The organism is Ancylobacter sp. (assembly GCF_965229075.1).
In the GTDB taxonomy this organism is placed as follows: domain Bacteria; phylum Pseudomonadota; class Alphaproteobacteria; order Rhizobiales; family Xanthobacteraceae; genus Ancylobacter.
The window spans coordinates 401,088-423,403 of the sequence record NZ_CBDDIO010000002.1 but is presented as its reverse complement, the minus strand read 5'-3'; the positions used below and the strand labels follow the sequence as shown (position 1 = coordinate 423,403).

Annotated in this window: 23 protein-coding genes and 1 pseudogene; 13 read left to right on the top strand and 11 right to left on the bottom strand. The window is 66.7% G+C overall.

What is annotated here, in order from left to right:
* Positions 1–294: 294 nt before the first annotated feature.
* Positions 295–2,555, bottom strand: a pseudogene (locus tag ACO07Z_RS08060) (hypothetical protein).
* 665 nt (positions 2,556–3,220) lie between these two features.
* A complete protein-coding gene (locus ACO07Z_RS08055) occupies positions 3,221–3,514 on the bottom strand; it encodes a helix-turn-helix domain-containing protein (RefSeq protein WP_421698241.1) in 294 nt (97 codons plus the stop codon).
* Between the two features lie 96 nt (positions 3,515–3,610).
* On the opposite strand from ACO07Z_RS08055, the gene ACO07Z_RS08050 reads away from it, so the two are divergent.
* Together ACO07Z_RS08050 and ACO07Z_RS08045 are read left to right on the top strand one after the other, a co-directional pair.
* Positions 3,611–4,276, top strand: a complete 666-nt coding sequence (locus tag ACO07Z_RS08050; protein WP_421698240.1) for a hypothetical protein — start codon at positions 3,611–3,613, stop codon at positions 4,274–4,276.
* Between the two features lie 34 nt (positions 4,277–4,310).
* Positions 4,311–4,436, top strand: a complete 126-nt coding sequence (locus ACO07Z_RS08045) for a hypothetical protein (protein WP_421698239.1) — start codon at positions 4,311–4,313, stop codon at positions 4,434–4,436.
* 32 nt (positions 4,437–4,468) lie between these two features.
* Here the strand turns inward: ACO07Z_RS08045 and ACO07Z_RS08040 are convergent, their stop codons facing one another.
* Positions 4,469–5,311, bottom strand: coding sequence for an oxidoreductase (locus ACO07Z_RS08040; RefSeq protein WP_421698238.1), 843 nt, complete (start codon positions 5,309–5,311; stop codon positions 4,469–4,471).
* Between the two features lie 48 nt (positions 5,312–5,359).
* On the opposite strand from ACO07Z_RS08040, the gene ACO07Z_RS08035 reads away from it, so the two are divergent.
* The gene (locus tag ACO07Z_RS08035) at positions 5,360–5,986 is read left to right on the top strand and encodes a TetR/AcrR family transcriptional regulator (protein WP_421698237.1); all 627 of its coding nucleotides are present in this window, start codon (positions 5,360–5,362) and stop codon (positions 5,984–5,986) included.
* A 200-nt stretch (positions 5,987–6,186) separates the two neighbouring features.
* Here ACO07Z_RS08035 and ACO07Z_RS08030 read toward each other — a convergent pair whose 3' ends face one another.
* Positions 6,187–6,846, bottom strand: a complete 660-nt coding sequence (locus tag ACO07Z_RS08030) for an O-methyltransferase (protein ID WP_421698236.1) — start codon at positions 6,844–6,846, stop codon at positions 6,187–6,189.
* Between the two features lie 84 nt (positions 6,847–6,930).
* On the opposite strand from ACO07Z_RS08030, the gene ACO07Z_RS08025 reads away from it, so the two are divergent.
* Entirely contained in the window at positions 6,931–7,563 is a 633-nt protein-coding gene (locus ACO07Z_RS08025; protein WP_421698235.1) for a TetR family transcriptional regulator, read from the top strand.
* An 86-nt stretch (positions 7,564–7,649) separates the two neighbouring features.
* On the opposite strand, the gene ACO07Z_RS08020 is transcribed toward ACO07Z_RS08025, so the two are convergent.
* From ACO07Z_RS08020 to ACO07Z_RS08005, 4 genes are read right to left on the bottom strand one after another with little or no spacing between them, the layout of a single operon-like run.
* On the bottom strand, positions 7,650–8,351 hold the full coding sequence (locus ACO07Z_RS08020; protein WP_421698234.1) for an ABC transporter ATP-binding protein: 702 nt from the start codon (positions 8,349–8,351) through the stop codon (positions 7,650–7,652).
* A complete protein-coding gene (locus ACO07Z_RS08015) occupies positions 8,348–9,511 on the bottom strand; it encodes an ABC transporter permease (protein WP_421698233.1) in 1,164 nt (387 codons plus the stop codon). Before ACO07Z_RS08015 ends, ACO07Z_RS08020 begins: the two co-directional genes overlap by 4 nt.
* Entirely contained in the window at positions 9,508–10,710 is a 1,203-nt protein-coding gene (locus tag ACO07Z_RS08010; RefSeq protein ID WP_421698232.1) for an efflux RND transporter periplasmic adaptor subunit, read from the bottom strand. Before ACO07Z_RS08010 ends, ACO07Z_RS08015 begins: the two co-directional genes overlap by 4 nt.
* A gap of 40 nt (positions 10,711–10,750) precedes the next feature.
* Positions 10,751–11,023 (bottom strand): hypothetical protein, encoded by a 273-nt coding sequence (locus ACO07Z_RS08005; protein WP_421698231.1) that lies wholly within the window; start codon positions 11,021–11,023, stop codon positions 10,751–10,753.
* A gap of 259 nt (positions 11,024–11,282) precedes the next feature.
* Between ACO07Z_RS08005 and ACO07Z_RS08000 the strand changes: the two genes are divergently transcribed.
* The 3 genes from ACO07Z_RS08000 (at position 11,283) to ACO07Z_RS07990 (ending at position 14,008) form a co-directional block, all read left to right on the top strand.
* Positions 11,283–12,002: a response regulator gene (locus tag ACO07Z_RS08000; protein WP_421698230.1), complete on the top strand. Its 720-nt coding sequence runs from the start codon at positions 11,283–11,285 to the stop codon at positions 12,000–12,002.
* Positions 12,003–12,013: 11 nt separating this feature from the next.
* Positions 12,014–13,339 (top strand): ATP-binding protein, encoded by a 1,326-nt coding sequence (locus tag ACO07Z_RS07995; RefSeq protein ID WP_421698229.1) that lies wholly within the window; start codon positions 12,014–12,016, stop codon positions 13,337–13,339.
* A gap of 84 nt (positions 13,340–13,423) precedes the next feature.
* On the top strand, positions 13,424–14,008 hold the full coding sequence (locus tag ACO07Z_RS07990) for a hypothetical protein (RefSeq protein WP_421698228.1): 585 nt from the start codon (positions 13,424–13,426) through the stop codon (positions 14,006–14,008).
* A 69-nt stretch (positions 14,009–14,077) separates the two neighbouring features.
* Here the strand turns inward: ACO07Z_RS07990 and ACO07Z_RS07985 are convergent, their stop codons facing one another.
* On the bottom strand, positions 14,078–14,749 hold the full coding sequence (locus ACO07Z_RS07985) for an SH3 domain-containing protein (RefSeq protein ID WP_421698227.1): 672 nt from the start codon (positions 14,747–14,749) through the stop codon (positions 14,078–14,080).
* Positions 14,750–15,602: 853 nt separating this feature from the next.
* On the opposite strand from ACO07Z_RS07985, the gene ACO07Z_RS07980 reads away from it, so the two are divergent.
* Genes ACO07Z_RS07980 through ACO07Z_RS07970 form a run of 3 tightly spaced genes read left to right on the top strand, consistent with a single transcriptional unit; the run spans position 15,603 to position 18,141 of the window.
* Positions 15,603–16,574: an aliphatic sulfonate ABC transporter substrate-binding protein gene (locus ACO07Z_RS07980; RefSeq protein WP_421698226.1), complete on the top strand. Its 972-nt coding sequence runs from the start codon at positions 15,603–15,605 to the stop codon at positions 16,572–16,574.
* Positions 16,571–17,401, top strand: a complete 831-nt coding sequence (locus ACO07Z_RS07975) for an ABC transporter permease (protein WP_421698225.1) — start codon at positions 16,571–16,573, stop codon at positions 17,399–17,401. The genes ACO07Z_RS07980 and ACO07Z_RS07975 overlap by 4 nt, the downstream gene beginning before the upstream one ends.
* Before the next feature lie 11 nt (positions 17,402–17,412).
* Positions 17,413–18,141, top strand: coding sequence for an ABC transporter ATP-binding protein (locus tag ACO07Z_RS07970; protein WP_421698224.1), 729 nt, complete (start codon positions 17,413–17,415; stop codon positions 18,139–18,141).
* Positions 18,142–18,201: 60 nt separating this feature from the next.
* On the opposite strand, the gene ssuD is transcribed toward ACO07Z_RS07970, so the two are convergent.
* Together ssuD and ACO07Z_RS07960 are read right to left on the bottom strand one after the other, a co-directional pair.
* Entirely contained in the window at positions 18,202–19,389 is a 1,188-nt protein-coding gene (gene ssuD, locus ACO07Z_RS07965; RefSeq protein ID WP_421698223.1) for an FMNH2-dependent alkanesulfonate monooxygenase, read from the bottom strand.
* Positions 19,390–19,532: 143 nt separating this feature from the next.
* Positions 19,533–19,982 (bottom strand): RrF2 family transcriptional regulator, encoded by a 450-nt coding sequence (locus ACO07Z_RS07960; protein ID WP_421698134.1) that lies wholly within the window; start codon positions 19,980–19,982, stop codon positions 19,533–19,535.
* Positions 19,983–20,080: 98 nt separating this feature from the next.
* Here ACO07Z_RS07960 and ACO07Z_RS07955 point away from each other — a divergent pair, with 98 nt between their 5' ends.
* The 3 genes from ACO07Z_RS07955 to ACO07Z_RS07945 are packed head-to-tail and all read left to right on the top strand — an operon-like array spanning position 20,081 to position 22,295.
* Positions 20,081–20,665 (top strand): NAD(P)H-dependent oxidoreductase, encoded by a 585-nt coding sequence (locus ACO07Z_RS07955; protein ID WP_421698222.1) that lies wholly within the window; start codon positions 20,081–20,083, stop codon positions 20,663–20,665.
* Entirely contained in the window at positions 20,665–21,525 is an 861-nt protein-coding gene (locus ACO07Z_RS07950; protein WP_421698221.1) for an ABC transporter permease subunit, read from the top strand. Before ACO07Z_RS07955 ends, ACO07Z_RS07950 begins: the two co-directional genes overlap by 1 nt.
* Entirely contained in the window at positions 21,522–22,295 is a 774-nt protein-coding gene (locus tag ACO07Z_RS07945) for an ATP-binding cassette domain-containing protein (RefSeq protein WP_421698220.1), read from the top strand. The genes ACO07Z_RS07950 and ACO07Z_RS07945 overlap by 4 nt, the downstream gene beginning before the upstream one ends.
* Positions 22,296–22,316: the final 21 nt, after the last annotated feature.

Sequence of the window (22,316 nt, the reverse complement as noted above, 5' to 3'; positions counted from 1 at the left end):
GACGAGCCATAGATTGAGAAAGACAGCATGTTCTGCGCATGAGCATTTTCGTTTAGCGTCTGGTAAGGTATCGATGTCGTCAATCTGCGGCTGAAGACGACAGCTTTCGGGAATTTGTCGTGTGACTGCGAACGGCAGAAATGGGGTCGGATGCAGAACGGCTGCTATCTGCACAGCGGCATCCAAAACCGGCCAGTCCGCTGTCGGCCCCGCTGCTGAAGCGGATTGCCAACATGGGAATACGCCATCGCGTAGCGCGGGCGGCGAGAGATTCGCGCATCAGGCGTTCTACCCTCACGCTGCTTCCCACACCTTATTGAGGATCTGCGCTGCCAGAGCGGCCTTGTCCTGCGGCAGAATCGGCCGTAGTGCTTGGCGACCATCTCGGGGGTGTCCTGGATGGCATAGCTCGCCTGCTCATAGGAGCCGGTCTTTTTCAGGATGTGGGTCGCGAGCACGTCGCGGACATTGTGCGGGCCGTGCGGCAGTAGGCCCTCGATGGCGCCACGGCCGGTGTATGGGTTGTGGATGCCATAACGCTGGATCGCCAGACGCCAGGCCTCATAGAAGGTGTTCTGGCAGTAGGCGGCATCCTTGCTGGTCAGCTTCACCGTCTTGACGAACAGCGTGCCCGGGTCGGCAGCATGCTTCAGCAGCACCCGGCGGTGCCGGTCGATATAGGCCTCCAGATAATGATAGAGGCCGCCGAGGTCGGGCAGGATCAGCCGGAACGGCTTACTGCCGAAGAAGGACGAGTTCGCGTTCTTGAAGGCGACGGAGGGGATGAGCACCTCCCATCCCCGGTCGCGCTCGCTCCAGCGCAACTCGCCACGCTTCATCTCCGCTAGGCGCCGCTCCGAGGTCGGCAGCCGGCCGCGCGGACAGACGAGGAGTTGACGCAGGTTCTTCTGCCGCAGCCCGAGATGCAGGCCGAGCCGCAGCATCAGGAAAGCCCGCACCGCCTCGGCCGCGCCGCGCGGGTAGCGCTTCTCGTCCGGCATCAGCCGCAGGATCTCCTCGGTGATCTTGCGATACTCGGCGACAGGGCTGTCGGCCTCCAGCACCGCGATGATCGGCTCGAAGGGGTCACGATGGATACGGGCTACGCGCTGAACCTCGCGCGCGCGGGCGAGCCCATGGCGGTGCATCTGCTCGCAGGCCGCGTCCCAGTCAGCACGGGCCGTGGCAACGTCGCGCTCGGTTATCAGATTGGGAATAGGACGGATGCGTTCCGCCAACTGCGGGCTCTGCCGCAGCCAACCTGTCTCGGCGCGGGTGAGCGCGGCAGCGATCCGCAGCATGTCGACTTCCCACGCGGTGTAGAAGCCGCGCCGACGCTCCCGCCATTGGATGTACCAGTCCCACACGATCGGGAAGACGAGGAGGCCAAAGCTCAGATTCTCCAGCGGCACGCCGAAGCCGTGGACCGCGCCGCTGGGTGAGGCCGCCAGCGCACCGAACATCAGACCGAGATGCTCGACCTTCTGGGATGCCGTCTCCTCGCCCCAGACACCGTTGCGCTGATAGCCGAAGGCGGTCAGCGTCGCCGTCTTGAACCGGACGAGATCGGCCATCTCCTCGGCCAGCTGGGGCGGCGCATCGAGCGCCGCACTCGCGAGGTCCGGATCCGGCAGCGATCCATCCTCCTCCCGGCAAAACCGGTAGAGCCCACGCGGTCGGGAGGACACATCGAGCAGGCCGGGAAACCGGATCGAATAGCGCTGCTTCATGGCGGCAGCCTGGAAGCGCCGATAGTCGGTCGTCCCCGTGATCACCACGCGCTGTACCCACTCAAGGATCTCCTCCCTCTCCCTCAACGGGCGCCGATCAAAATCATGCGGCAGGTGCCAGGCGAGGCGTCGCCGCTCGGCTCGACTGATGCCGGCTATGGTCCCCGCCGAGGTGCAGCGGTCTCCGTTCGGCAGTTTCGTGCGGAAGTAGTCCGGCGGCAGACGGTAGCGCCGCTCGATGAGCTCCAGCGCCGCGAGACTTCGGGAGGCGCGCGGCACCTTCACGCCGCGGCGCCACAGATTGAGTGCCGTAGCATCGACCTGGGTCGCGCTCGCCTCAAGGACACGGGCGAGATGCATCGCAGTGTCGCCATGGCGGCGCATGTGAAGATCGAGCGCATCGGCGAATGAGGGCGGGTCGGTCCAAGGCCGGCCGTCGCTTTCGGGGAACTCGATAATGGGCCTCGCCCGAGGACCGCGTCGACGCGGCGCAGCGTCCAGGCGGTCAGCATCACGATGGAGCGCGCCCCGCTCCAAGCCGGACGGTGCCCGGCGCGCCGCGGCACGCTTCACCGTGACGTGGCCGCGGCGCGCCAACTCACGACGTAAGGCATCAAGGCCAGGCGCAAGCACGGAGCCGGCACGCTGCAGATCGGTATGATCCACATCACAGGCGTGAGCGATTGCGTGCCAGTCATAGTCGCGCTCCGTCAGGGGCGGAAGCATGCGCGCGGCGAGTAGATCGAGGAGCCAGTTCTGGAACAGGTCGGCGTCGCGAGGCGACAGGACGGTCGGTGCACGCTGCTGGCAGAACTTCACCAACATGCGCGCGAAGCTCGTACGGGGCATCGGCGGTCAGTGCAGGCACGTGATGGAGAGGCGACTCGCCTCGATCAGGGGCAGCGTTTCTGCCGAGAAGCCGTTTTTTCGGCTACGCCCCAGAAGTGGCAGGACTTGCGATCTGAAACCAAGGGGCGACGCCCTCCAGGGAGTCTTGGACCAAGGAAATGTGCGGCGAAGCGTTCAATCAACAAGCTTCCCGAGAAGCCCGCACATTGCGGTCGAGCGGCGCAATGTGTCGAAATCAGATAAATAATCAGCAAACGCAACGACCCAACCGCTGCGCAATGTGCGCGCTTTTATCCTGCCCTCAAGCTGTCCTGCTTCGCCGGCTTCAAAAGAGCCGGCACTTCATCGCTGCGATACTATGATAAAACGGCAGAGAACGCGCCAGAGGCGCCGAGCTCAACCGAATTTACCTCAAGTTCTCCGAAAATACGCCACCTGAGTGTTCCGCAAGCCGCCGCGTGTGCAGCGACGTAGCCATTCACCGCCATGCCTAAAGTGAAACTGCTGTCGGTGATGCGCAGCCGAACCGCTACAGATCGGCGGTCGCGGTGCAGAGAAGCTGCAAAGGAACTGCGGCCGAATCGCAGTGAGGCTGCGCAGAGGTGGTTGTTTCTTGGGCACCTGCCGCAGCGGATGTGGGACTATCCGGACGTCGATGGCTTGCGAAGACGCACACCAGCACCGCCACCGTTCTCGGGGGTAAACTCTATGCCGGCTTGCTCAAGCGCTGCGACGATTGAAGCGAGATTACCCGCGTGCGGAACGCGAACGCCGCGCTCAAAGTCGACAATGGTCGGACGAGACACCTGTGCCGCTGCCGCAAGCTCAGCCTGACTCCAACCGAGCATCCCTCGCGCTCCACGGCATTGGGCGGGCGAAATTTCCGTCACGTTCAAGGCACCGTCAAAGTTTGACTTTTTGAAAAACAACTGCATTCTGAGATAGCCGCCAACGGCGGCTAAGCGGTCGGAAAAGGTGTTTGCGCCACCTCTCCCCACCTGACCACAATCAAGCTGTTTGGAGCTCGGATCATGGCTGATTCTGAGATTAGCATGAGTCTGTCCCGACCATCCCGGAGGGACCTTCTCTCTGCCGCCCTGGCGACGGTCGGCGGCTCTTCCTTCAACAATCTGGCTGCAGCTGCGCCGCAGGATGGCGGCACGACGGACGCCGCAGTCATTGCGTGGAAAGCGTGGCGCGCCGCGCATCGGCGCACGCTTGCTCTGCGCCGGAAACAGCAGAGATTGGAATCCGAACTCGCGCAGACGGTTGGGTTTCCGCAGGCGGTTCTCGCTGCAGACGAATTGCCGTCACCAATGCGGATCGCTTCCCCGCGGCAGTTCGATGAGCTTGCGACCGATCTGCCGTCGCTTTGCCCGTGGCGCGCTGAAATCGCGGAGGCGTTGCGCGCTCATCAGCAGCGCTGGGACGACGCGGACCGCGCCATCGGCTACTCCGTCACTCGACAGGAGGAGGCGGCCGCGGCCGCCGATGAAGAACGCTTGATCGCGCGTCTCCTTGCGGCAGACGCGACGTCTCTGCGCGGCCTCTCCGCAAAGCTCGACGTACTGATCGCCATCGGTGCTGATGGCGCCGAGGGGCGGTATTTCCCATGGCCCGAACTGCGACGCATCCGCAGGGATGTTGCGCGCTTGATGCAACTGCAGCGTCACGATGCAGTTGGCCTCAGTGCTTGAAGCAGTGCGCCCGATGCCAACGCAGGAAGTGCGGATGCGGACGCTCGAACGCCCGTTCCGGGGCAATTGCGCGCCCGCTCCGGTTGATGAAGGCACGCACGCCACCTCCAACCTCGCCCACCCTGCCGCGCAGGTGCAGTCTGAGATCGTCGCGGTTTAGGTTTCGTTCCCAACCTCGGAGGGTACAATCGCTCACTTTGCGAAGTTGGTGGATCGCGAAAGCGCCTCCCATGCGCTGATTTCGTCGCGCATGCGGTCGAGCTTCTGTTCGACCAGCCCCAGAGCGTCCTCGCCGAGGAACAGCCGCACGGGCGGGTTCTCGACATCGACTAGGGCGAGTAATGCCTGCGCGGCCTTGGCCGGATCGCCGGGCTGATTGCCGCTCTTGGCCTGCCGTGCGGCGCGGATGGGGTCCATGACCGCATCGTAGTCGGCGATGCTGCGCGGCGTGCGTTCCATTGAGCGGCCGGCCCAATCGGTGCGGAATTGGCCGGGCGCGAGCGCCGTCACCCGAATTCCGAAGCTCGCCACTTCCTTGCCGAGCGCCTCGGAGAGCCCTTCGAGCGCGAACTTGCTGCCGCAATAGAAGCTGATCCCGGGCATGGTGATGAAACCGCCCATGGAAGTGACGTTGATGATATGGCCGCGCCGCCGCGCGCGCATGCCTGGCAGCACCGCTTTGATCATCGCGACGGGCCCGAAGACGTTGGCAGCGAACTGGCGCTGAAGATCGTCCATGGACGATTCCTCGAGCACGCCCTCATGGCCGTAACCCGCATTGTTCACCAGCACGTCGATCGGGCTGACTTGCCGTTTGACTGCGGCGATAGCTGCCGGAATCGCGTCGAAATCCGTCACATCCAGGGTGAGCGGGCGAGCGCGATCGGGCGCCAACGCGGCGAACGCCTCGGCGTCGCCCTGCCGCCTGACGGTGCCGATCACATGGTGACCCGCTTCGAGCGCGCCGAGGGCAAAGGCGCGCCCGAGTCCGGAACTGACGCCTGTGATGAGAAATGTCTTGGGGGCGCAAGCCATGGTACAACTCCGGCGATGATTAGATCTATATCATGATATAGATAAGCCATGGCAGGAAACAAGACCCAGGCAGCGCCGACCGCCGCGCGCGGCGAGCCGGTTCGCCAGCGCGTGCTGGACGCGGCGGAGCGGCTGCTCCGCCGGGGCAAGGCCGATTTCTCGATGCGCGACCTTGCCACCGAGGCCGGGGTGAGTTTCGCGACGCCGTTCAATCAGTTCGGCAGTAAGGCGGCGCTCATGCATGCCCTGTCGGGCCGGCGGATCGATACGATGGCCAAGCGCTTTGCCGATATGTCGCCGCCGGTCGATGCTGCCGGCAGGGTCCTGCTGGCAATTGACACGGCGGTCCAGGTGATGCTGGAGGAACCGGAGATAAACCGCGTTGTGATGGGCTGGATCGGCACGGCCGGTCCTTCCCCTGGAAAGGTCCTGGCGCACTCCACGGCCTTATGGTCGCTGGCGCTGGGCGCCGGGGAAGGCTTGACCGGAGCGGACAGGGAGCGCGCGCTGCGCTGTCTGCCGGAACAGCTCGCCTTCGCCTTTCGCGGGGTTCTCTCGTTCTGGACCGCCGGCGAACTGCGGGATGAGGAACTTGCCTTGCAGGCAAGAGAAATTGCGAAGACGTTGCTTCTCGGATTCGTTGAACGCCCGCATATCAGCGATTCCGCCCCTTAAGTTGCCGCCGGGCCGCCAAGGCCCACCGGCAAGCAACATGCCCTGCACGTCGAGCGGTCATCCGCGATCGACGGACGACCGCTCGAATTCAGATTTTCCCTCGCTCCGCTGGGAGAAATGCATCCGCCACGTCGACACCAAGGCGCCGGATCGCATTCTCGATCCTGGAATGACGGAGCAGTATCTGGATCGCACGGATCTTACCCGTCGATGCGCATCGAGAGCTCAACGTCTTCGGCGAAGGGGGTCGAGAAGTAGCCGCCGCCCGGTTCACGTACGCGCTTGAGATAGTCGGGGCTGTGGTCGGCATTGTCAGCGATGATAAGCGCGCCGGGCCGCAGGCGGCATTCGACCAGGCTTAGAATGTCCGGATAGAGCGCCTTGGCCCCGTCGAGCAGCAGCAAATCGATCGTTTCGGGAAGGTCTGCAGCAAGCGTCTCTAGTGCATCACCCTCGCGGATTTCGACGAGGTCGCTGAGACCACCTTCCCTCAGATGCTCCCGCGCGCGCTTGACCTTTGATGGCTCGAACTCGCTGGTGATCAGCCGTCCGCCGCCATTGTCGCGAAGTGCGGCGGCCAAGTGCAGGGTTGAGATGCCGAACGAGGTCCCAAACTCGACAACCACTTGTGCCGAGTTGCTGCGCGCCAGCATGTAGAGCAGCAGTCCAGTTTCTCGGGAGACCGGAAGCCAGGCATCCTTCAGGCGCCCATAGAGTTCGCGATAGCCGGTCCTGCTCCGCATCAGCCGCTCGCGCTCTTCGCGCGAGAACTCTGGGAGCGCGGGGTTCTTTGCCGCTTCAGCTTCCGAGAAGAGGCGGTCGAGCAGCGGCCCCAGGGGCGCGCCGGTCAGGGTGGTCATGGGAAGCCTCCGCTTGTTTCTTGCGTCGAAACAGAAAATACGAATAATTCGTCGCGTTTCCTATTCGCGTTGCGGAGCAGCCCGGTGAGCGATCTGCCAAGCGTCCGGATTTCCTCGCGAAAGGAGCCGAAGCAGGCCCGTTCGAACGAGCTGGTTTCAGCGATCCTGCAAGCGGCTGCTCAGGTTTTGGCGCAAGAAGGCGCGCAGCGTTTCACCACGGCACGCGTGGCGGAGAAAGCCGGCGTCAGCGTCGGGTCGCTCTATCAGTACTTCCCCAACAAGGCCGCGCTTCTGTTCCGCCTCCAGAGCGACGAATGGCGGCAGACGACTGGCGTAATGGCCGAAATCCTCGGCGACGCCACCACGCCACCGCTCGACCGGCTGGGGAGACTGGTGTGCGCGTTCATCCTGTCGGAATGCGAGGAGGCAGCATTGCGCGTGGCACTCGCTGACGCGGCGCCGTTCTACCGCGACGCGAAAGAGACTCGCGAAGCACGTGCGGCTGGAGCCCAGGTGTTTGAGGCTTTCATGCAGGATGCGCTTCCCGAGGCTTCCGCGGAAACCCGACGATTGGCCATCGATCTGATCACGACCGCGATGAGCGCGGCCGGCAAGCAGTTCTCGTCAAAGCCACGAAACATGGCCGAGATCGACGCCTACGCCGCCGGATTGACCCGCATGTTCTGCGCCTATCTGCGCGATCTGCAACAGGACTGAGCCGCGAGAGTTCGGTTTCAGGACGATTGCCTTCCGCGCGGTCGGAACATCGATGCCTGCATCGTCTTCAGATTTCCCGCACGAGATCATCGGTTCGCGGCGGTGGCACACATCCGCCCGTCTTCGAAGTGAATGATACGGTCAAAGAGTTCCGCCGATCGGGGATCATGCGTGATCACCAGCACGGCTGTTCCCCGTGAGCCAGCGATGCGGCGGAAGATCTCCATCACCTGGCGGCCGCGTACGCTGTCCAGCGCCGCCGTGGGCTCGTCGGCGAGGATGAGCGGCGGAGCATTGGCAAGCGCTCGCGCCACCGCCACGCGTTGCTGCTCGCCACCGGACAGCTTCGCCGGCAGGTGATCGGCGCGGTGCGCGAGATCGAGCGCGGCGAGTAGCCGTCTGCCATGGGCATGGGCATCGGCAGGGGCGACATCCGCGAGCTCCAGGCTGAGCGCGACATTCTCCACCGCCGACAGGAAGGGGATCAGGTTCGCCTTCTGGAAAACGAAGCCGATGCGCTTGCGCCGCGTCTCGCGCAATGCGTCGAGGTCAGCGCCGGCGTGGGAGACCCGCTCGCCCGCTAGCCAGACCTCGCCGGAGGTCGGATTCTCCAGAAGCCCGGCCAGCATGAGGAAGGTGCTCTTTCCCGAGCCGCTGGGCCCGAAGATGCCAACCAGCTCGCCGGCGGCGACGTCGAGCGACACTCCGTCAAGCGCCCGCACCAGCCCCCCGCCAGCGGTGTAATGGCGCGTCAACGCGCGCACCGAAAGCACGGGCACGTCGCTCATGACAGCACTTCCCGCGCGCTGACCCGCGAGGCGCGGGCGATGCCTACCCAGGCCGCCGCGGCGCAAACCAGGGCAAGGGCGAGCGCGATCTGCCCGAGATCGGGCGGCAGCATCACCACTCGGCGCGGGAAAAGCGGGAAGATCGCGGCGGACAGACCGATGGCAAGCACATAACTAGCGACGCCGATGAGCGCGGCCTGTTGGCCGATAAGGCCGACCACGACGCTCTCGCGCGCGCCCATCAGCTTGAGCAGCGCGATCTCGTGCAACTTTTCGAGGGTCAGGGTGTAGACGATGAGTGACACCACAATGGCGGTGATGACGAGGATCATCCCGGTAAACGTCAGGATCTGAAGGCGCAGCTTCCAAAGTCGCGCGTTGAGCATCAGGTCACGCTGCTCGCCCGTGGTCATGACCCGCACGTCGCCCCAGCGCTGCATGGCGGCGATCACGCGTGCGGCGTCGGCCGCGGGATCGAGCCGGACGAGCACAGCGGAGATCTTGCTCTCCTGCGCCACCGAGCTCGCATCGGCGCCGACGGCGGCGGTGCCGGACCGAGCGGCGCGCGCCAGATGGATTTCTTCCGAAGTGCGACGGCGCGCGATGACGGCGGCGTCGTTGATGCCGACGAACAGCAGCCCGTCGCCGGCCGAATCCACCATCTGCCGCGTGAGGCCGACGACCGTATAGACATCGCGCGCCAACTGTATCCGGTCGCCGACCCTCAGGCCGGTGCTGGCATCTGCCACGGCCTCATAGCGGTTGCCCCCCAACCAACGGCCTTCGGCCATCGGCAACCAGCGGCCGTCGTCACGCGGCACGTCGACACCGGTCACAGTGGCGCGGCGCGGGACACCGGCGAAGCTGAACTGCTGGCTGAACTGGGTGAAGCGCCGCACATCCGCGACGCCCGGTATGCCCTCCACGCGCCTGTCCATGTCGTCCGCCACCGCTGATCCTTCGGCGAACGGCCCGGCACGCTCGCCCTGCACGATCCAGAGATCGGCATCGATCCGGTCGATGATGAGGAGCGCGTCTTCGACAATGCCGCGATAGAGGCCGGTCATGCCGATCACCGCCATGACGAGGAAGGCGACGCCAAGCGCGGTGAGCGCGAAGCGGGTTGGGGCGTGGAGCGTATCTTTCAGCGCCAGATTCATGTCGCGGAACCGGCCAGGCGCACGCGCATGAACGGGTAGAGGTCGCCGGGTTGGAGAATCTCCTGGCCCGCGTCGAGGCCGCGGCGTATCTCGACTCGCTCTGTCCCGGTCTCGCCGAGCGTCACCTCGCGCCATCGCGCGCGGCCGCGGGACGCGACCCACACGCCGGGGCGCCCATTGTGCCAGACAAGAAAAGACGTTGGTGTGGTCAGCACCGGGCCGCGCCGCTCGGTAATGATGCGCGCCAGCCCGCGCTGGCCAAGCGCCCAGTTAGCAGGAAGCGCATCGAGCGCGATGTCGATCTCGAACTCCCTCGTCTCCCGGTCGACCTCCCGCCCGAGCCTGAGGACGTGGCCGGCGATGATGTGCTCGGCCCGAGCGAAGGTGATCTCCGCCGCCTGTCCCGGCTGGACAGCGGATATCGCGCTCTCATCCAGTCGCGCGGTCAGCACAAGACTTGCCGGATCGACAAGGTGCAGCACTTCGCTGCCAGGCGTCACCACCTCGCCGACATGGTGCGTGCGTGACACCACCACGCCGGAAATCGGCGCACGCAGCACGCTGTCGTCGAGTTGGGCCCGAGCGACGGCGATGCGGGCATTCGCGGCATCCCGCTCCGCCTCCGCCTGCTCGACGGCGCGGCCGGCGCGCGCCAGGTCGGCTTCGGCCTGGCGGCGGGCGGCGAGCGCGTCTTCCAGCCCGGCCTCGCTGGCGACACCCTTAGCAAGCAGCGCGACCTGCCGTTCATGCGTCGCACGCGCTTTTTCCAGCGTTGCGACGGCCCGGTCACGCTCGGCTTGCGCGCCCCCCACCCCGCGCTCGGCGGCATGGGCGCTCGCCTCGGCGGCGTCAACCTCGCCCCTGAGGTCATCGAAGGCGAGGCGGGCGAGTGTCTCGCCCTTGGCCACCACGTCGTTCCGGTCGACGGCCAGCTCCTCGATGCGGGCCTGGAGGCGACTGCTGACACTCGCCTCAGTCAAGGCCGACAGCGTGCCGGGCCCCTGAAGCTCCACATTCAGCATGCCCGGTCGCAGAATCTCACCCTCCACCGCATGCGGATAGAAATAGCGCAGGCCGACGAATCCGATCCCCAGCGCCACCGCCGCGAGGACGGTCAGCCGAAGCCCGCGGCGACGACGCGGACGTGGGAGTGGCGGCTCGAGCGACAGGATCTGGTCGAGGCCGGGCTGGATGTTCATGACAGCGAGATCCGGGGGAACTGCGACCGGGAAGGGCCGGTCACTGCGCGGACGCGGCCTTGGCGGCGACGAGAGCGTCCTTGCAGGGCTGGGAAATCTTTTCGGGATTGGCCTTGATGCACTGAAGGATGCGCCCACCGCCCGGCTGCACGCCGGGGCAGGTGGCGCGGATGTCCGCCTCGCAGGCGGCACGGACAGCCTGTGCCTGGGCACGCGAGATATTCTGTGCCGTGGCGGCTCCGGAAAAGGCGGCGCCGAGCAGGGTGGCGAAAGCCAGCACGAGGCCGGCGCGAAGGAAGAACGCACGATCCATGAGGTCGGCTCCTTTAGCGGGTTGGGACGCAGGACCATGAAGCCCGCCCGGCAGGGGGCGGGGACCGCGACAGGTTCCATGGCGGGCAGGTTCGCGCCTGCCATGCCGCCGGGAACGGGTGTGCTGCGCACGGCGACGGAAGCGAATATCGACCCGAGGTTTTGCGGCCGTGTCTCCGCGCCGGGGCTTTTTGTTGCAGTTTGTATCGACGCCGTGGGGATGGCTTGCGCGGCTCCGTCGTCGCTGTCATGCCAGCGCCATGACAGCCGCAAGAGTGCTTCTGGTCGAGGACGACCGCGACATTCGCAGCCTGCTCGTCGATTTCCTCGGCGGCGAGGGCTATGACGTCGAGGCGGTCGGCAGCGGCGCCCTGATGGACCGGGCGCTGACGCGGGGCATGCCCGACCTCGTCATCCTCGACATCATGCTGCCCGGCGAGGATGGGTTGTCGATCTGCCGGCGGCTCAGGACCAGAAGCCGGGTACCGATCCTCATGCTCACGGCCAAGCATGACGACATCGACCGCATCGTCGGGCTGGAGATTGGCGCCGACGATTATCTCGGCAAGCCGTTCAACCCGCGCGAATTGCTGGCGCGCATCCGCGCCTTGCTGCGCCGTGCGTCGGGTCCCTTGTCCGCGGGTGTGCCGGAGAGGCGGCGGCGGCGTTTCGCGGGGCTGATCGCCGATCTCGACGCTCGCACGGTGGCGGACGAGAGCGGGCAGCGCGTGCTGCTCACCACGGCCGAGTTCGACCTGCTAACCTGTTTCCTCGAACGGCCCGGCCGCGTGCTCTCGCGCGACCAGTTGCTGGACTGGACACGCGGGCGCGCCGGCGGCGATCCGTTTGACCGAACCATCGATGTCACCGTGTCGCGGCTGCGCAGCAAGCTCGCCCGCGGCCTCGGCGAGGCCGAGCAACCGATCACCACCGTGCGCAATGTCGGCTACCTGTTCTCGGCTGACGTGCACGAGGTCTGAGGCGAATTGCCATGCGTCTCGGCCTGCTCGCCCGCATCATCCTGATCGTCGCGGTGGCGCTGTTCGCCATCCAGCTGGTGGCGCTGGCCTTCTATTTCGGCGCGGGCGAGGGGCGCCCGGCTCTCGGCGAGGCGCCGCCTTCGCTGCCGCGGCAGATCGCGTCTCTGGTCCTACTGGTCGACAAGGTGCCGGCCGATCTCCGGCCTGCTTTGCTGGAGGCCTTCAGCGAGAATGGCCGCACCGCAACGATCATTCCCGCCCTACCCGACGATCTCGACCCCACGAAAGGCATCGGACGTATCGAGCGTTCCATCCGTACGGCACTGGCGCTACGGGGTGCACAGGGGCGGCAAGTGGTCGTGCGTCTCGACGGGCCCAGTGAAGACGGGCGCGGCGACATGCTCAGCGTCTACGTTGGACTGGCCGAGGGCGGCTATCTCTGGCTCGACATCCAGGACCGCGTCACGGTCCGGCTGCTCGGAGTGCCGATCGGCTTCTTCGCCGGCCTGTTCGGCGTCCTTGTCGCTCTGGCCGCGCTGGTCGCGGTCGCGCGCGAGATGAGGCCGATCACGCGCCTCGCCCGCGAGGTCGACAGGGTCGGCGAGAGCATCGCCCCGGTCACGATAGCCGAGCGCGGCGCGCCGGAGCTGCGCAAGCTGATCCGCGCGGTGAACGCGATGCAGGAGCGTATCGCCGCCTTGGTGCGCACCCGCACGCTGACGCTCGGCGCGATCTCGCACGACCTGCGCACCTATCTCACCCGCCTGCGCCTGCGCGTGGAGATGTTGCCGGAGAGCCGTCAGAAGGCGGGGGCTATTGCCGATGTCGAAGCCATGCAGGCGCTGGTCGAGGACACGCTCGACTTCGCGCAGGAATCCTTCGTGCCAGCAGAGCCGGCCTCTGCCGACGTGGCGGCCGCGCTGCGCCGTTACGCCGCCGAGCAGGACGACCCCCGACTTGTCCTCGATCTGCCGGACGGTTCGGTGCACGTCGCCATAGGCGGGAAGGCGCTCGGGCGCGTCGTCGCCAACCTGCTCGGGAACGCGCTGCGCTATGGCGAGCGCGCCTTCGCCCGCATCGATGCGGGCGGCTCGCCTGTGGTGCTGGTCATCGAGGATGAAGGCCCCGGCATCCCCGCCGAGGAGCGCGAGCGCGTCTTCGAGCCGTTCCATCGGCTGGAAGGATCTCGCAACCGCGACAGCGGCGGCACCGGCCTTGGCCTCACCATCGTCCGCCGACTGGTTGAGCGACATGGAGGCCGCATCGAGCTCGGCTCCAGCCGCCACGGCGGGCTTGCCGTGCGGGTGCTGCTGCCGCGGGCGGAGCCGGCAGGCTGATACAAATCGACATGCCACGGTTCGAGCGGCGATACCTTGGCGACTCACCCTTGCCGCCTCATCAACGGCAAAGGACACGACGCCATGAGAAAGATACTCCGCTCCGCCCCATCCATACGGATCGCCGGCGGTGCCGCCGTCCTGGCCCTCCTCGCAACCGGCGCGTTGGTGACACCGGGACACGCGCAGAACATCACCGGATCGCCCGCAGTTCCCGCAGAGGCGGCGGGGCCCTGGGCATGCGAGGCGACGCCCTTCGCGGCCGAGCCGCGGCCAGCCCTCGATCCCACCGCGATGCGGCTCATCGCCGGGATGCTGCTCTCGGCGCAGGAGACGGCACTCGGGATCCGCACCGACCAGATGGACGCTTGGCGTGGCTACACCACGGCGCTGATCGCGCTTCTGCCCTCGGGCGAGCGGCTCGGGCGATGGACGGAGGAAAAGCGGCGCGCCGAGGCACAGGCCTTTGACCTCGCGCAGGACCTTGCCAGTGCCGCCATCGAGAGGGCGGAGAAGGCCCGTGTGTTGCAAGAGGCTGTTTCCAAGCTGAAGGCGGCGCTGACGCCTGAGCAGATGAGCATGGCCAAGCAGATGCAGGAGACCCTGGTCGAGCGTATCGTCCGTTTCCTGGAATGGCGCCGCAGCGAGGCGCCCGGCATGCCGCTCTGACGGTCGCGCGCCGACAAGAAAAGGGCCGGGAGCGCAGGCTCCCGGCCTTCTTTATCGGGCGACGCCCGATCACCAGCGCTGAAAGCTGCGCGAACCGGTGTGCACAGCGCCGCCGGGACCGGTGACCGTCCGATTGGCCGTGCAGCCCTGTCCGGCGGCGCAGCTGCGCGTGCGCGTCGCGGTGCCTCCCCGGGGGCCTTCCGTGCTCCGGGTGGAGGTGCAGGCCCCGCTGGTGCAGGTGCGGGTCTGCGCCGTTGCGCCGCCATAGACGCCGGTGGCGCCGCGAACACCGACACAGGTGCCGCCCGCGCAGGTGAGCGAGCGGTTGGCCGACGTCACGCGCGGCGGCCCATAGGGCGGATAGGCACCCCAGCGCCCGTACCAAGGATAGGCGACATAGTGGCGATCCCAATAGACTCGGTTGAAGGACACGACGGTGATGCCGACCACCGGCGCCACCGGCGCGGTGAGCACGACCGGCGCCCCACGATAGATCACCTGGATGTAGTTCGCCGCCACCCAGCCGCGATACGGGCCGAAGCCGATGTCGCACCAGCTATAGCCGGAGACGCAGCCAAAGGTGGTGATGGCAGCGCCTGTCGGCACGACCGTGACAGCGGGATAGACGGTCGACGGGCCGGCGCGCAGATTGACGTTGGTAATGGCCACGGCAGTGGTGGCGGCACTGGCTGGCGCCGCGACGAGCGTCAGAGCGGCAGCGAATAGGATCTTCCCGAGCATGGCGGAACCCCGATGCAGGCGGCCGGAAGCGGCCTCTGTTTCTCCACTGGCCTTTCTGGGTCTTGGATATCGCCGGGGTGTCTCGACCGGGTTTCAAATTGTGACAGTCAGCGCGAGGCGAGCGCGGTAGCCATCCGAATGATCGACAAACGGTCACACGTTATGCGGCGACTGTCAGGACCGCCGAAGCGCGAGGGATCCGAACGAGACTGAAGTGCGCGTTTATAATGGATATGTTTATCGACCTGCGGGCGACGCCCCTGGTCTCAAAGCTCCGTCTAAGCACTTTGTTGGGCATTCTCTAAGTAAGGGCAATTTCAACGACATAAGTGTTCGCAGTTTCGCCTTGGTCGGCGCGCCACTACTTAGCAATGGACCGAGCCTCCCGTTTGGCGGTCTGTCTTGCAAACTCCGTTTCCAGACCGTTCTCCAGCTTCGCAATTGCGCTGTCCGCCATCGTGCGCGTGCGGCGAGATGCGTGTCGAGAATCTCCCGCGCGCGGCGCACGGGGGCCGGTCACGGCGACGATCTCGGCGAGGTTGGGGCCGGCCTGAGGGGGCATTGTAACGGTCGTCTCGCGCAGATCGTGGAAGTGTAAATCCTCCATGCCGGCCGCTTTGCCGGTGGCTTCCCACGGTCGGCGAAGCATCGCAAACGGGCGTCCGGCTCAGATGTGCCCCTGCGGGCTCGTTCCCGCGGTTCGTCAGACCCAGTGGGCAACTATCTATTGTCTATTAATTCTATCGAGTTTATGTGTGTCGCTCCTGTCCCTGCCATCCGAGGCCCCGCCATGACGCCGAGCGACTTTCTTGTCCCCCACCCGATCCGTCGCGCGCTCCTTGGGGCGGGGTTGATGGCCGCGGCGGTCTTCGCCCTTGGCCTCCCCGCGCCGGCGCGGGCGGAAGAGGCGCCACGCGAGATCAAGCTCGACTATGCCTATTACTCGCCGGAAAGCCTGGTGATCAAAAAATTCGGCTGGCTGGAAGAGGAGTTCAAGCCGGACGGCATCACCGTCAAATGGGTGCTCAGCCAGGGCAGCAACCGGGCGCTGGAATATCTCAACAGCGGCAGTTCGGACTTCGCCTCCACGTCCGGCATTTCCGCTCTGGTGAGCCGGGCGAACGGCCAGCCGGTGAAGACGGTCTACATCTTCAACACCCAGGAGGCCTCGACGCTGCTGGTGGCCAAGGATTCGACCATCACCTCCGTGCCGGAGCTGAAGGGCAAGAAGGTCGCCGCCACCAAGGGCACCGACCCGTTCTTCTTCCTGCTGCGCGCGCTCAACGCGCACGGCCTGAACAAGAACGACGTGCAGATTGTCCATCTGCAGCACCCGGAAGGGCGCACCGCGCTGGAGCGCGGCGATGTCGATGCCTGGGCCGGGCTCGACCCGTTTATCGCCGCCACCGAGCTGGAGGCCGGCAGCAAGACCATCTACCGCAACCCGGCCTTCTCCAGCTACGGCTACCTCAACACGACAGACACTTTCATCGCGAAATACCCGCAGCATCTCCAGCGCGTGCTGAACGTTTATGAGCGGGCGCGGCTGTGGATTCTCGCCCATCCGGACGAGGCCATCGCCATTGTCGCCGAAGCCTCGAAGCAGTCCGAGCCGGTGATCCGGCAGCAGTTCACCCGCGCCAATTTCACCAAGGCGATCCCAGACGAGCAGCATCTCGGCACGCTCAAGGCTACTGCGCCGCTGCTGCTGCAGGAGGAGATCGTCCGCAAGGGCACCGATCTCGACACGTACATCGGCGAACTCGTCGACGACCGCTTCGCCCGGGTCGCGGTGGAAACCCAGGCGAAGGCGAAGGGGCAGTGACGGATCTGTCTGAAGGCCAGGCGCGCGAGGCGAGGGCCACGCCGCTTACCGCCCGCCTGCGTCTGCCGGGCCTCAATCTGTGGGGGCTGCTGGTGCCGGCGCTGGCGCTGGCCGCGCTGGAGGCGGCCGTCGCCTTCGGCTTTGTGCCGGCGCGGCTGATGCCGCCGCCGAGTGCCATCCTTGAGACCTTCCGCGAACTCTACGACCAGGGGCTTGTCACCCATCTCGCGGTCTCAACGGCGCGGGTGCTGGCGGGCTATGCGCTCGGTGTCGCGCTCGCCGTGCCGATCGGCGCGATTGTCGGGCTGAACCGGCGGGCGGAATCGCTGCTCGACCCCACCTTTCAGGCCCTGCGCGCCATACCCGGCCTTGCCTGGGTGCCGCTGCTGCTGCTGTGGCTGGGTATCGATGAAGGGCCGAAAGTGACGCTCATCGCCATCGGCTCGTTCTTCCCGGTCTATCTCGGCCTCATCGCCGGCATCCGCAATGTCGACCGCAAGCTGGTCGAGGTCGGCGAGATGTACGGGCTTGGTCCGGTGGCGCTGGTGCGCCGCATTTTCCTGCCGGCGGCGCTGCCAAGCCTGTTCACCGGCCTGCGGCAGGGCCTCAGCCTGGCCTGGATGTGTCTCGTCGCGGCCGAACTGATCGCCGCCACCCAGGGCATAGGTTACCTGCTGACCGACGGGCGGGAAGTGAGCCGTCCCGACATCGTCATCGCCGCCATCCTGATGCTCGCCCTGCTCGGCAAGCTGTCCGACACGCTGCTGAAGCGGCTGGAGCGGCGTGCCTTGCACTGGCGCGATTCCTTCGAGACCCGGCTCGGCTGAGGAGGCCTGTGATGAGCGAATTGTTGCGGGTGCGCGTGGCCGCCAAGCGCTTCGGCACCACGGCCGTGTTGCGCTATATCGATCTGTCGATCCATGAGGGCGAGATCGTCGCGCTGGTCGGCCCCAGCGGCTGCGGCAAGAGCACGCTGCTGCGCATCATTGCCGGGCTCGATCGGGATTATGATGGCGAGGTGGTCTTCGCCGGCCTGCGCCAGAGCGGGCTGAACCGCGAGATCGGCTTCGTCTTCCAGGAGCCCCGGCTGTTTCCCTGGCTCGATGTCGCCGCCAATGTCGGTTTCGGCGCCAGCACTGCCGACCCCTCGCGAGTCTCGGCGCTGCTGGCGGAAGTGGGGCTCGCGGGACGCGAGCGGGCGCTGCCCAAGGAACTGTCCGGCGGGCAGGCGCAGCGCGCTTCCATCGCCCGCAGCCTCAACACCCAGCCGCGCCTGCTCCTGCTCGACGAGCCGTTCAGCGCGGTGGACGCCTTCACCCGGATGAAGCTGCAGGACCTGCTGGTGTCCGTCGCGCGTCAGCATGCCATCACCCTCATCCTGGTGACGCATGATGTCGACGAGGCGCTGTTTCTTGCCGATCGGGTCGTCACCATGGGCGCCCATCCCGGCGTGGTGCGCGATACGCTCAAGGTCGGGCTTTCCCGTCCGCGCGACCGCCGCGACCCGGAGCTTGCCCGTATGAAGTCAGGCGTGCTCACGGAGCTCTATGCCGCCCACGCCATCTGACGCGGGGCCGCCCGCCGACGGCGGCCAGCGCGAGGGTTCTGCGGTCCGGCATTGCCGCTTTCATGAGGCGGAGGCGCGCGGGGCGGGCCGGTAGTCATTGGCGATGGTCTCGCCGAAGGGTCCGGTGTTCACGGTGCCGCTGGGCTTGGCGAGGGTGTGGTTGAGCTTGAGGCGGGGCAGGACGAGTTCGGCGACCCGGTAGGCCTCTTCGAGATGCGGGTAGCCGGAGAGGATGAAGCTGTCGATGCCGAGATCGGCATATTCCTGCATGCGCGCCGCCACCGTTTGACCCGAGCCGACCAGAGCCGTGCCGGCCCCGCCGCGCACCAGCCCGACGCCGGCCCACAGATTCGGGCTGACCTCGAGCTTGTCACGCCGCCCGCCATGCAGCGCCTGCATGCGCGACTGGCCGACGGAATCGAGCCGCGAGAACACTTTCTGCGCTGCCGCGATGGTGGCGTCGTCGAGATGGCCGATCAGCTCGTCCGCCGCCTCCCACGCCTTGGCGTCGGTCTCGCGGGCGATGACGTGCAGGCGGATGCCGAAGGAGACCTTGCGGCCCTCCGCTTCGGCCAGCGCGCGCACTTGGCTGATCTTCGCCTCGACGGCGGCCGGCGGCTCGCCCCAGGTGAGGTATTTGTCGACATGCTCGGCCGCGACCTTGTTCGCCGCTTCCGACGAGCCGCCGAAATACAGCGCCGGCCCGTTCTCCTGAAGCGGGGGAAACAGCAGATGCGCGTCGTCGACCTTGATGTGCTTGCCGAAATAGGTGACGTGCTCGCCGGCCAGCAGGCGGCGATAGACGGTGAGGAACTCGTCCGTCACCTCGTAGCGCTCGTCATGATTGAGGAAGATGCCGTCGCCGGCATTCTCCACCGGGTCGCCGCCGGTGACGATGTTGATGAGCAGCCGCCCGTCGGAGATGCGGTCGAGCGTCGCCGTCATGCGGGCATAGAGGGTGGGGGAGGCAAGGCCCGGGCGCACCGCCACGAGATAGCGCAGGCGCTTGGTCGCGGGGGCCAGCGCGGAGGCGACCAGCCAGCTGTCCTCGCAGCTCTTTCCCGTGGGAATGAGCACGCCGTAATAGCCGAGCCGGTCGGCGGCCTGGGCGACCTGGCGGAGATAGTCGATATCGGTCTCGCGGGCACCGAGCGAGGTGCCGAGATAGCGCCCGTCGCCATGGGTGGGCAGGAACCAGAGCACGTTGAGGCCGTCGCCTTGGGTCTGTGCGGGGCTGGTGTGCGGCATGGGGGTCCTGTGGGTTGGCGCGGGCGGGGCGGCCGGCCCTGGGGCGGCGCGTCTGTTTGTCGGTCAAATTTATAGACTAACGCGCCGCCTCCCGGCAATCCGTTTTCACACGGATGGGCGGAATAGGGAGGAAAGGACAGGGATCAGATGTGATACATCAGGTCCGGATGCCGCGTCCGGCCATAGCTCACCATTTCTTCCAGCGTCATCCGGTCGAGAATGTCGGACAGCGCGTCGCGCACCCGGGTCATGACGATGCGCACCTCGCAGGCCTCGCGATTGGTGCAGTCCTGGCAGGCCACATAGGCGCTCTGGCTGGCGCAGCCGATCGGCGCCAGCGGCCCGTCCAGCGTGCGGATGATGTGGCCGACGCGGATTTCCTTCGGCGCCCGCGCCAGCGAGTAGCCGCCGCCCGGCCCCTTCTTGCTGCGCACCAGCCCGGCATTCCTCAGATCGAGCAGGATGGCGTCGAGGAATTTCTTCGGGATGTTCTCCGCCTGGGCGATTGCCGCACCCATCGTCGTCGTCCCCGCCTCCAGCGACGCCAGATGCACCATCGCCTTCAGACCGTACTTCCCCTTGTTCGTCAGCATCCGCCCGTCCCGTCACGAACTAATAATCTATATTCAATGTAGACAATCTGGTTCGATTATGCCACGCATTGCCTTCCCGGCCAAAGAGGGAAGGGTCCATGAGCCAGTTTACCATCGTCGGATTGAGCGGAGGCCTGTCCTCCCCCTCGCGCACGCTGTCGCTTGTCACGCTTGCCGTTGATGCGGTGACGCGAGCGACCGCCAAAGCGGGGCTTGTGCCGCAGTCCCGCATCATCGATGTCGCCGCGTTGCCGGCGATCGGGCAATTGCGGGCGCGCTCCGACGCCGACACGCCGGAAGAGGAGGCGTTGCGGGCGGTGGAGCAGGCCGACCTGCTGATCGTCGGCTCGCCGGTCTATAAGGGCTCCTATTCCGGCCTGTTCAAGCATTTCATCGATCTGGTCGACTACAGCAGCCTCATCGGCACGCCGGTGGCCCTGCTGGCGACCGGCGGCAGCGAGCGCCATGCGCTGGCGATCGAACATCAGCTGCGCCCGCTCTTCGCCTTTTTCCAGGCGCAGCCGCTCGGCACCGGGCTGTTCCTCACCGAACGCGAGCTGGTCGATGGCCGCATCGTCGCCGAGCCGGCCCAGCAACGGCTGGAGCGGCTGGTGGAAGAGGCCGTGCATGCCGCTGAAGGGCGGGTGCGCGCCCGTCACCGCGCGGCCGGGGCGGCTGCCTGATGTCGCTCGCCGAGACCCGCTCGCCGCCAGCCGCCGACCGACACCCCGCCGCGGGCGCGGCTGTCCCGCTTCGCCGCCGCCTGGCGCGATTGGAGGGCCGGCTCGCGGGCTGGGTGCTGCCGCTCCTCCTGGTGGTGCTGTGGGAAGCGCTGTCCCGCGCCGGCATCATCGCGCCCACCGTGCTGCCGGCCCCCTCGGCGGTGGCTCTCGCCGGCTGGCAGGCGCTGAAATCCGGCGAGCTGCTGCACAATATGGGCGTCAGCACGCTGCGCGCTCTGGCCGGCCTTCTCGTCGGCGGGCTCATCGGCTTTGCGCTGGGCATCGCCAACGGCCTGTGGGATCTCACCTTCCGCTACACCGACACCACGCTGCAGATGATCCGCAACGTGCCGCATCTCGCGCTGATCCCGCTGGTCATCCTGTGGTTCGGCATCGATGAGGAGGCCAAGCTCTTCCTCGTTTCGCTCGGTGTGTTTTTCCCCGTCTACATCAACACGCTGCACGGCGTGCGCAGCGTCGATCCGCAGCTCATCGAGATGGGCCGCGTCTACGGTATGAGCCCGCTGACCCTGTTCCGCCGCATCATCCTGCCGGGCGCGCTGCCGTCGATCTTCGTCGGGCTGCGCTTTGCCCTCGGCATCATGTGGCTGACGCTGATCGTCGCCGAGACCATCGCCGCCTCCTCCGGCCTCGGCTATATGGCGATGCAGGCGCGCGAGTTTCTGCTCGTCGACATCGTCGTGCTGGCCATTCTCATCTACGCCCTGCTCGGCAAGCTCGCCGACGTGCTGACCCGCCAGCTGGAACGCGCCTGCCTGCAATGGCACCCCGCCTTCCAGAAGCTTGGGGACGCGCCATGAACGCACCGGCTCCGCCTGCCCGTTTCGCTGAGGTATCCGCCGCGACCTCGGGCGGCCTCGGCCTGTCGATCCGGCGCCTTTCGCGGCACTTCGGCGCCAAGCGCGTGCTGGACGGTGTCGATCTCGACATTCCCGCCGGCCAGTTCGTCGCCGTGATCGGCAAGAGCGGCTGCGGCAAGAGCACGTTGCTGCGGCTTCTTGCCGGCCTCGACACGCCGACAAGCGGGACGATCGCCTTCGACGGCGCACGTGACGACGCTGCCGTCCGGATCATGTTCCAGGAGCCCCGGCTGCTGCCCTGGCAGCGCGTGCTGGCCAATGTCGAGGTCGGCGTTCCCGCGCGGCTCACGGGCGAGGAGCGCCATGCCCGCGCCCGCGCGCTTCTCGCGGAGGTGGGGCTGGCGGAGCGGGCCGGCGAATGGCCGGCGGTGCTCTCCGGCGGCCAGCGCCAGCGCGTGGCGCTGGCACGGGCGCTCGCCAGCGGGCCGCGCATGCTGGCACTCGACGAGCCGCTCGGTGCGCTCGACGCGCTCACCCGCATCGAGATGCAGGCGCTGGTCGAGCGGATCTGGCGCGAACAGGGCTTCACCGCCGTGCTCGTGACCCATGACGTGGCCGAGGCGCTGGCCCTCGCCGACCGCGTGATCCTGATCGACCATGGCCGGATCGCGCTCGATCTCGACGTGCCGCTGCCGCGTCCCCGCCGGCGCGGCTCGGCCGAACTCGCCGCCCTTGAAGGACAAATTCTTAGCCGTCTGCTGGGCGGCTGATCGCCCACTCCCACCCGTGCC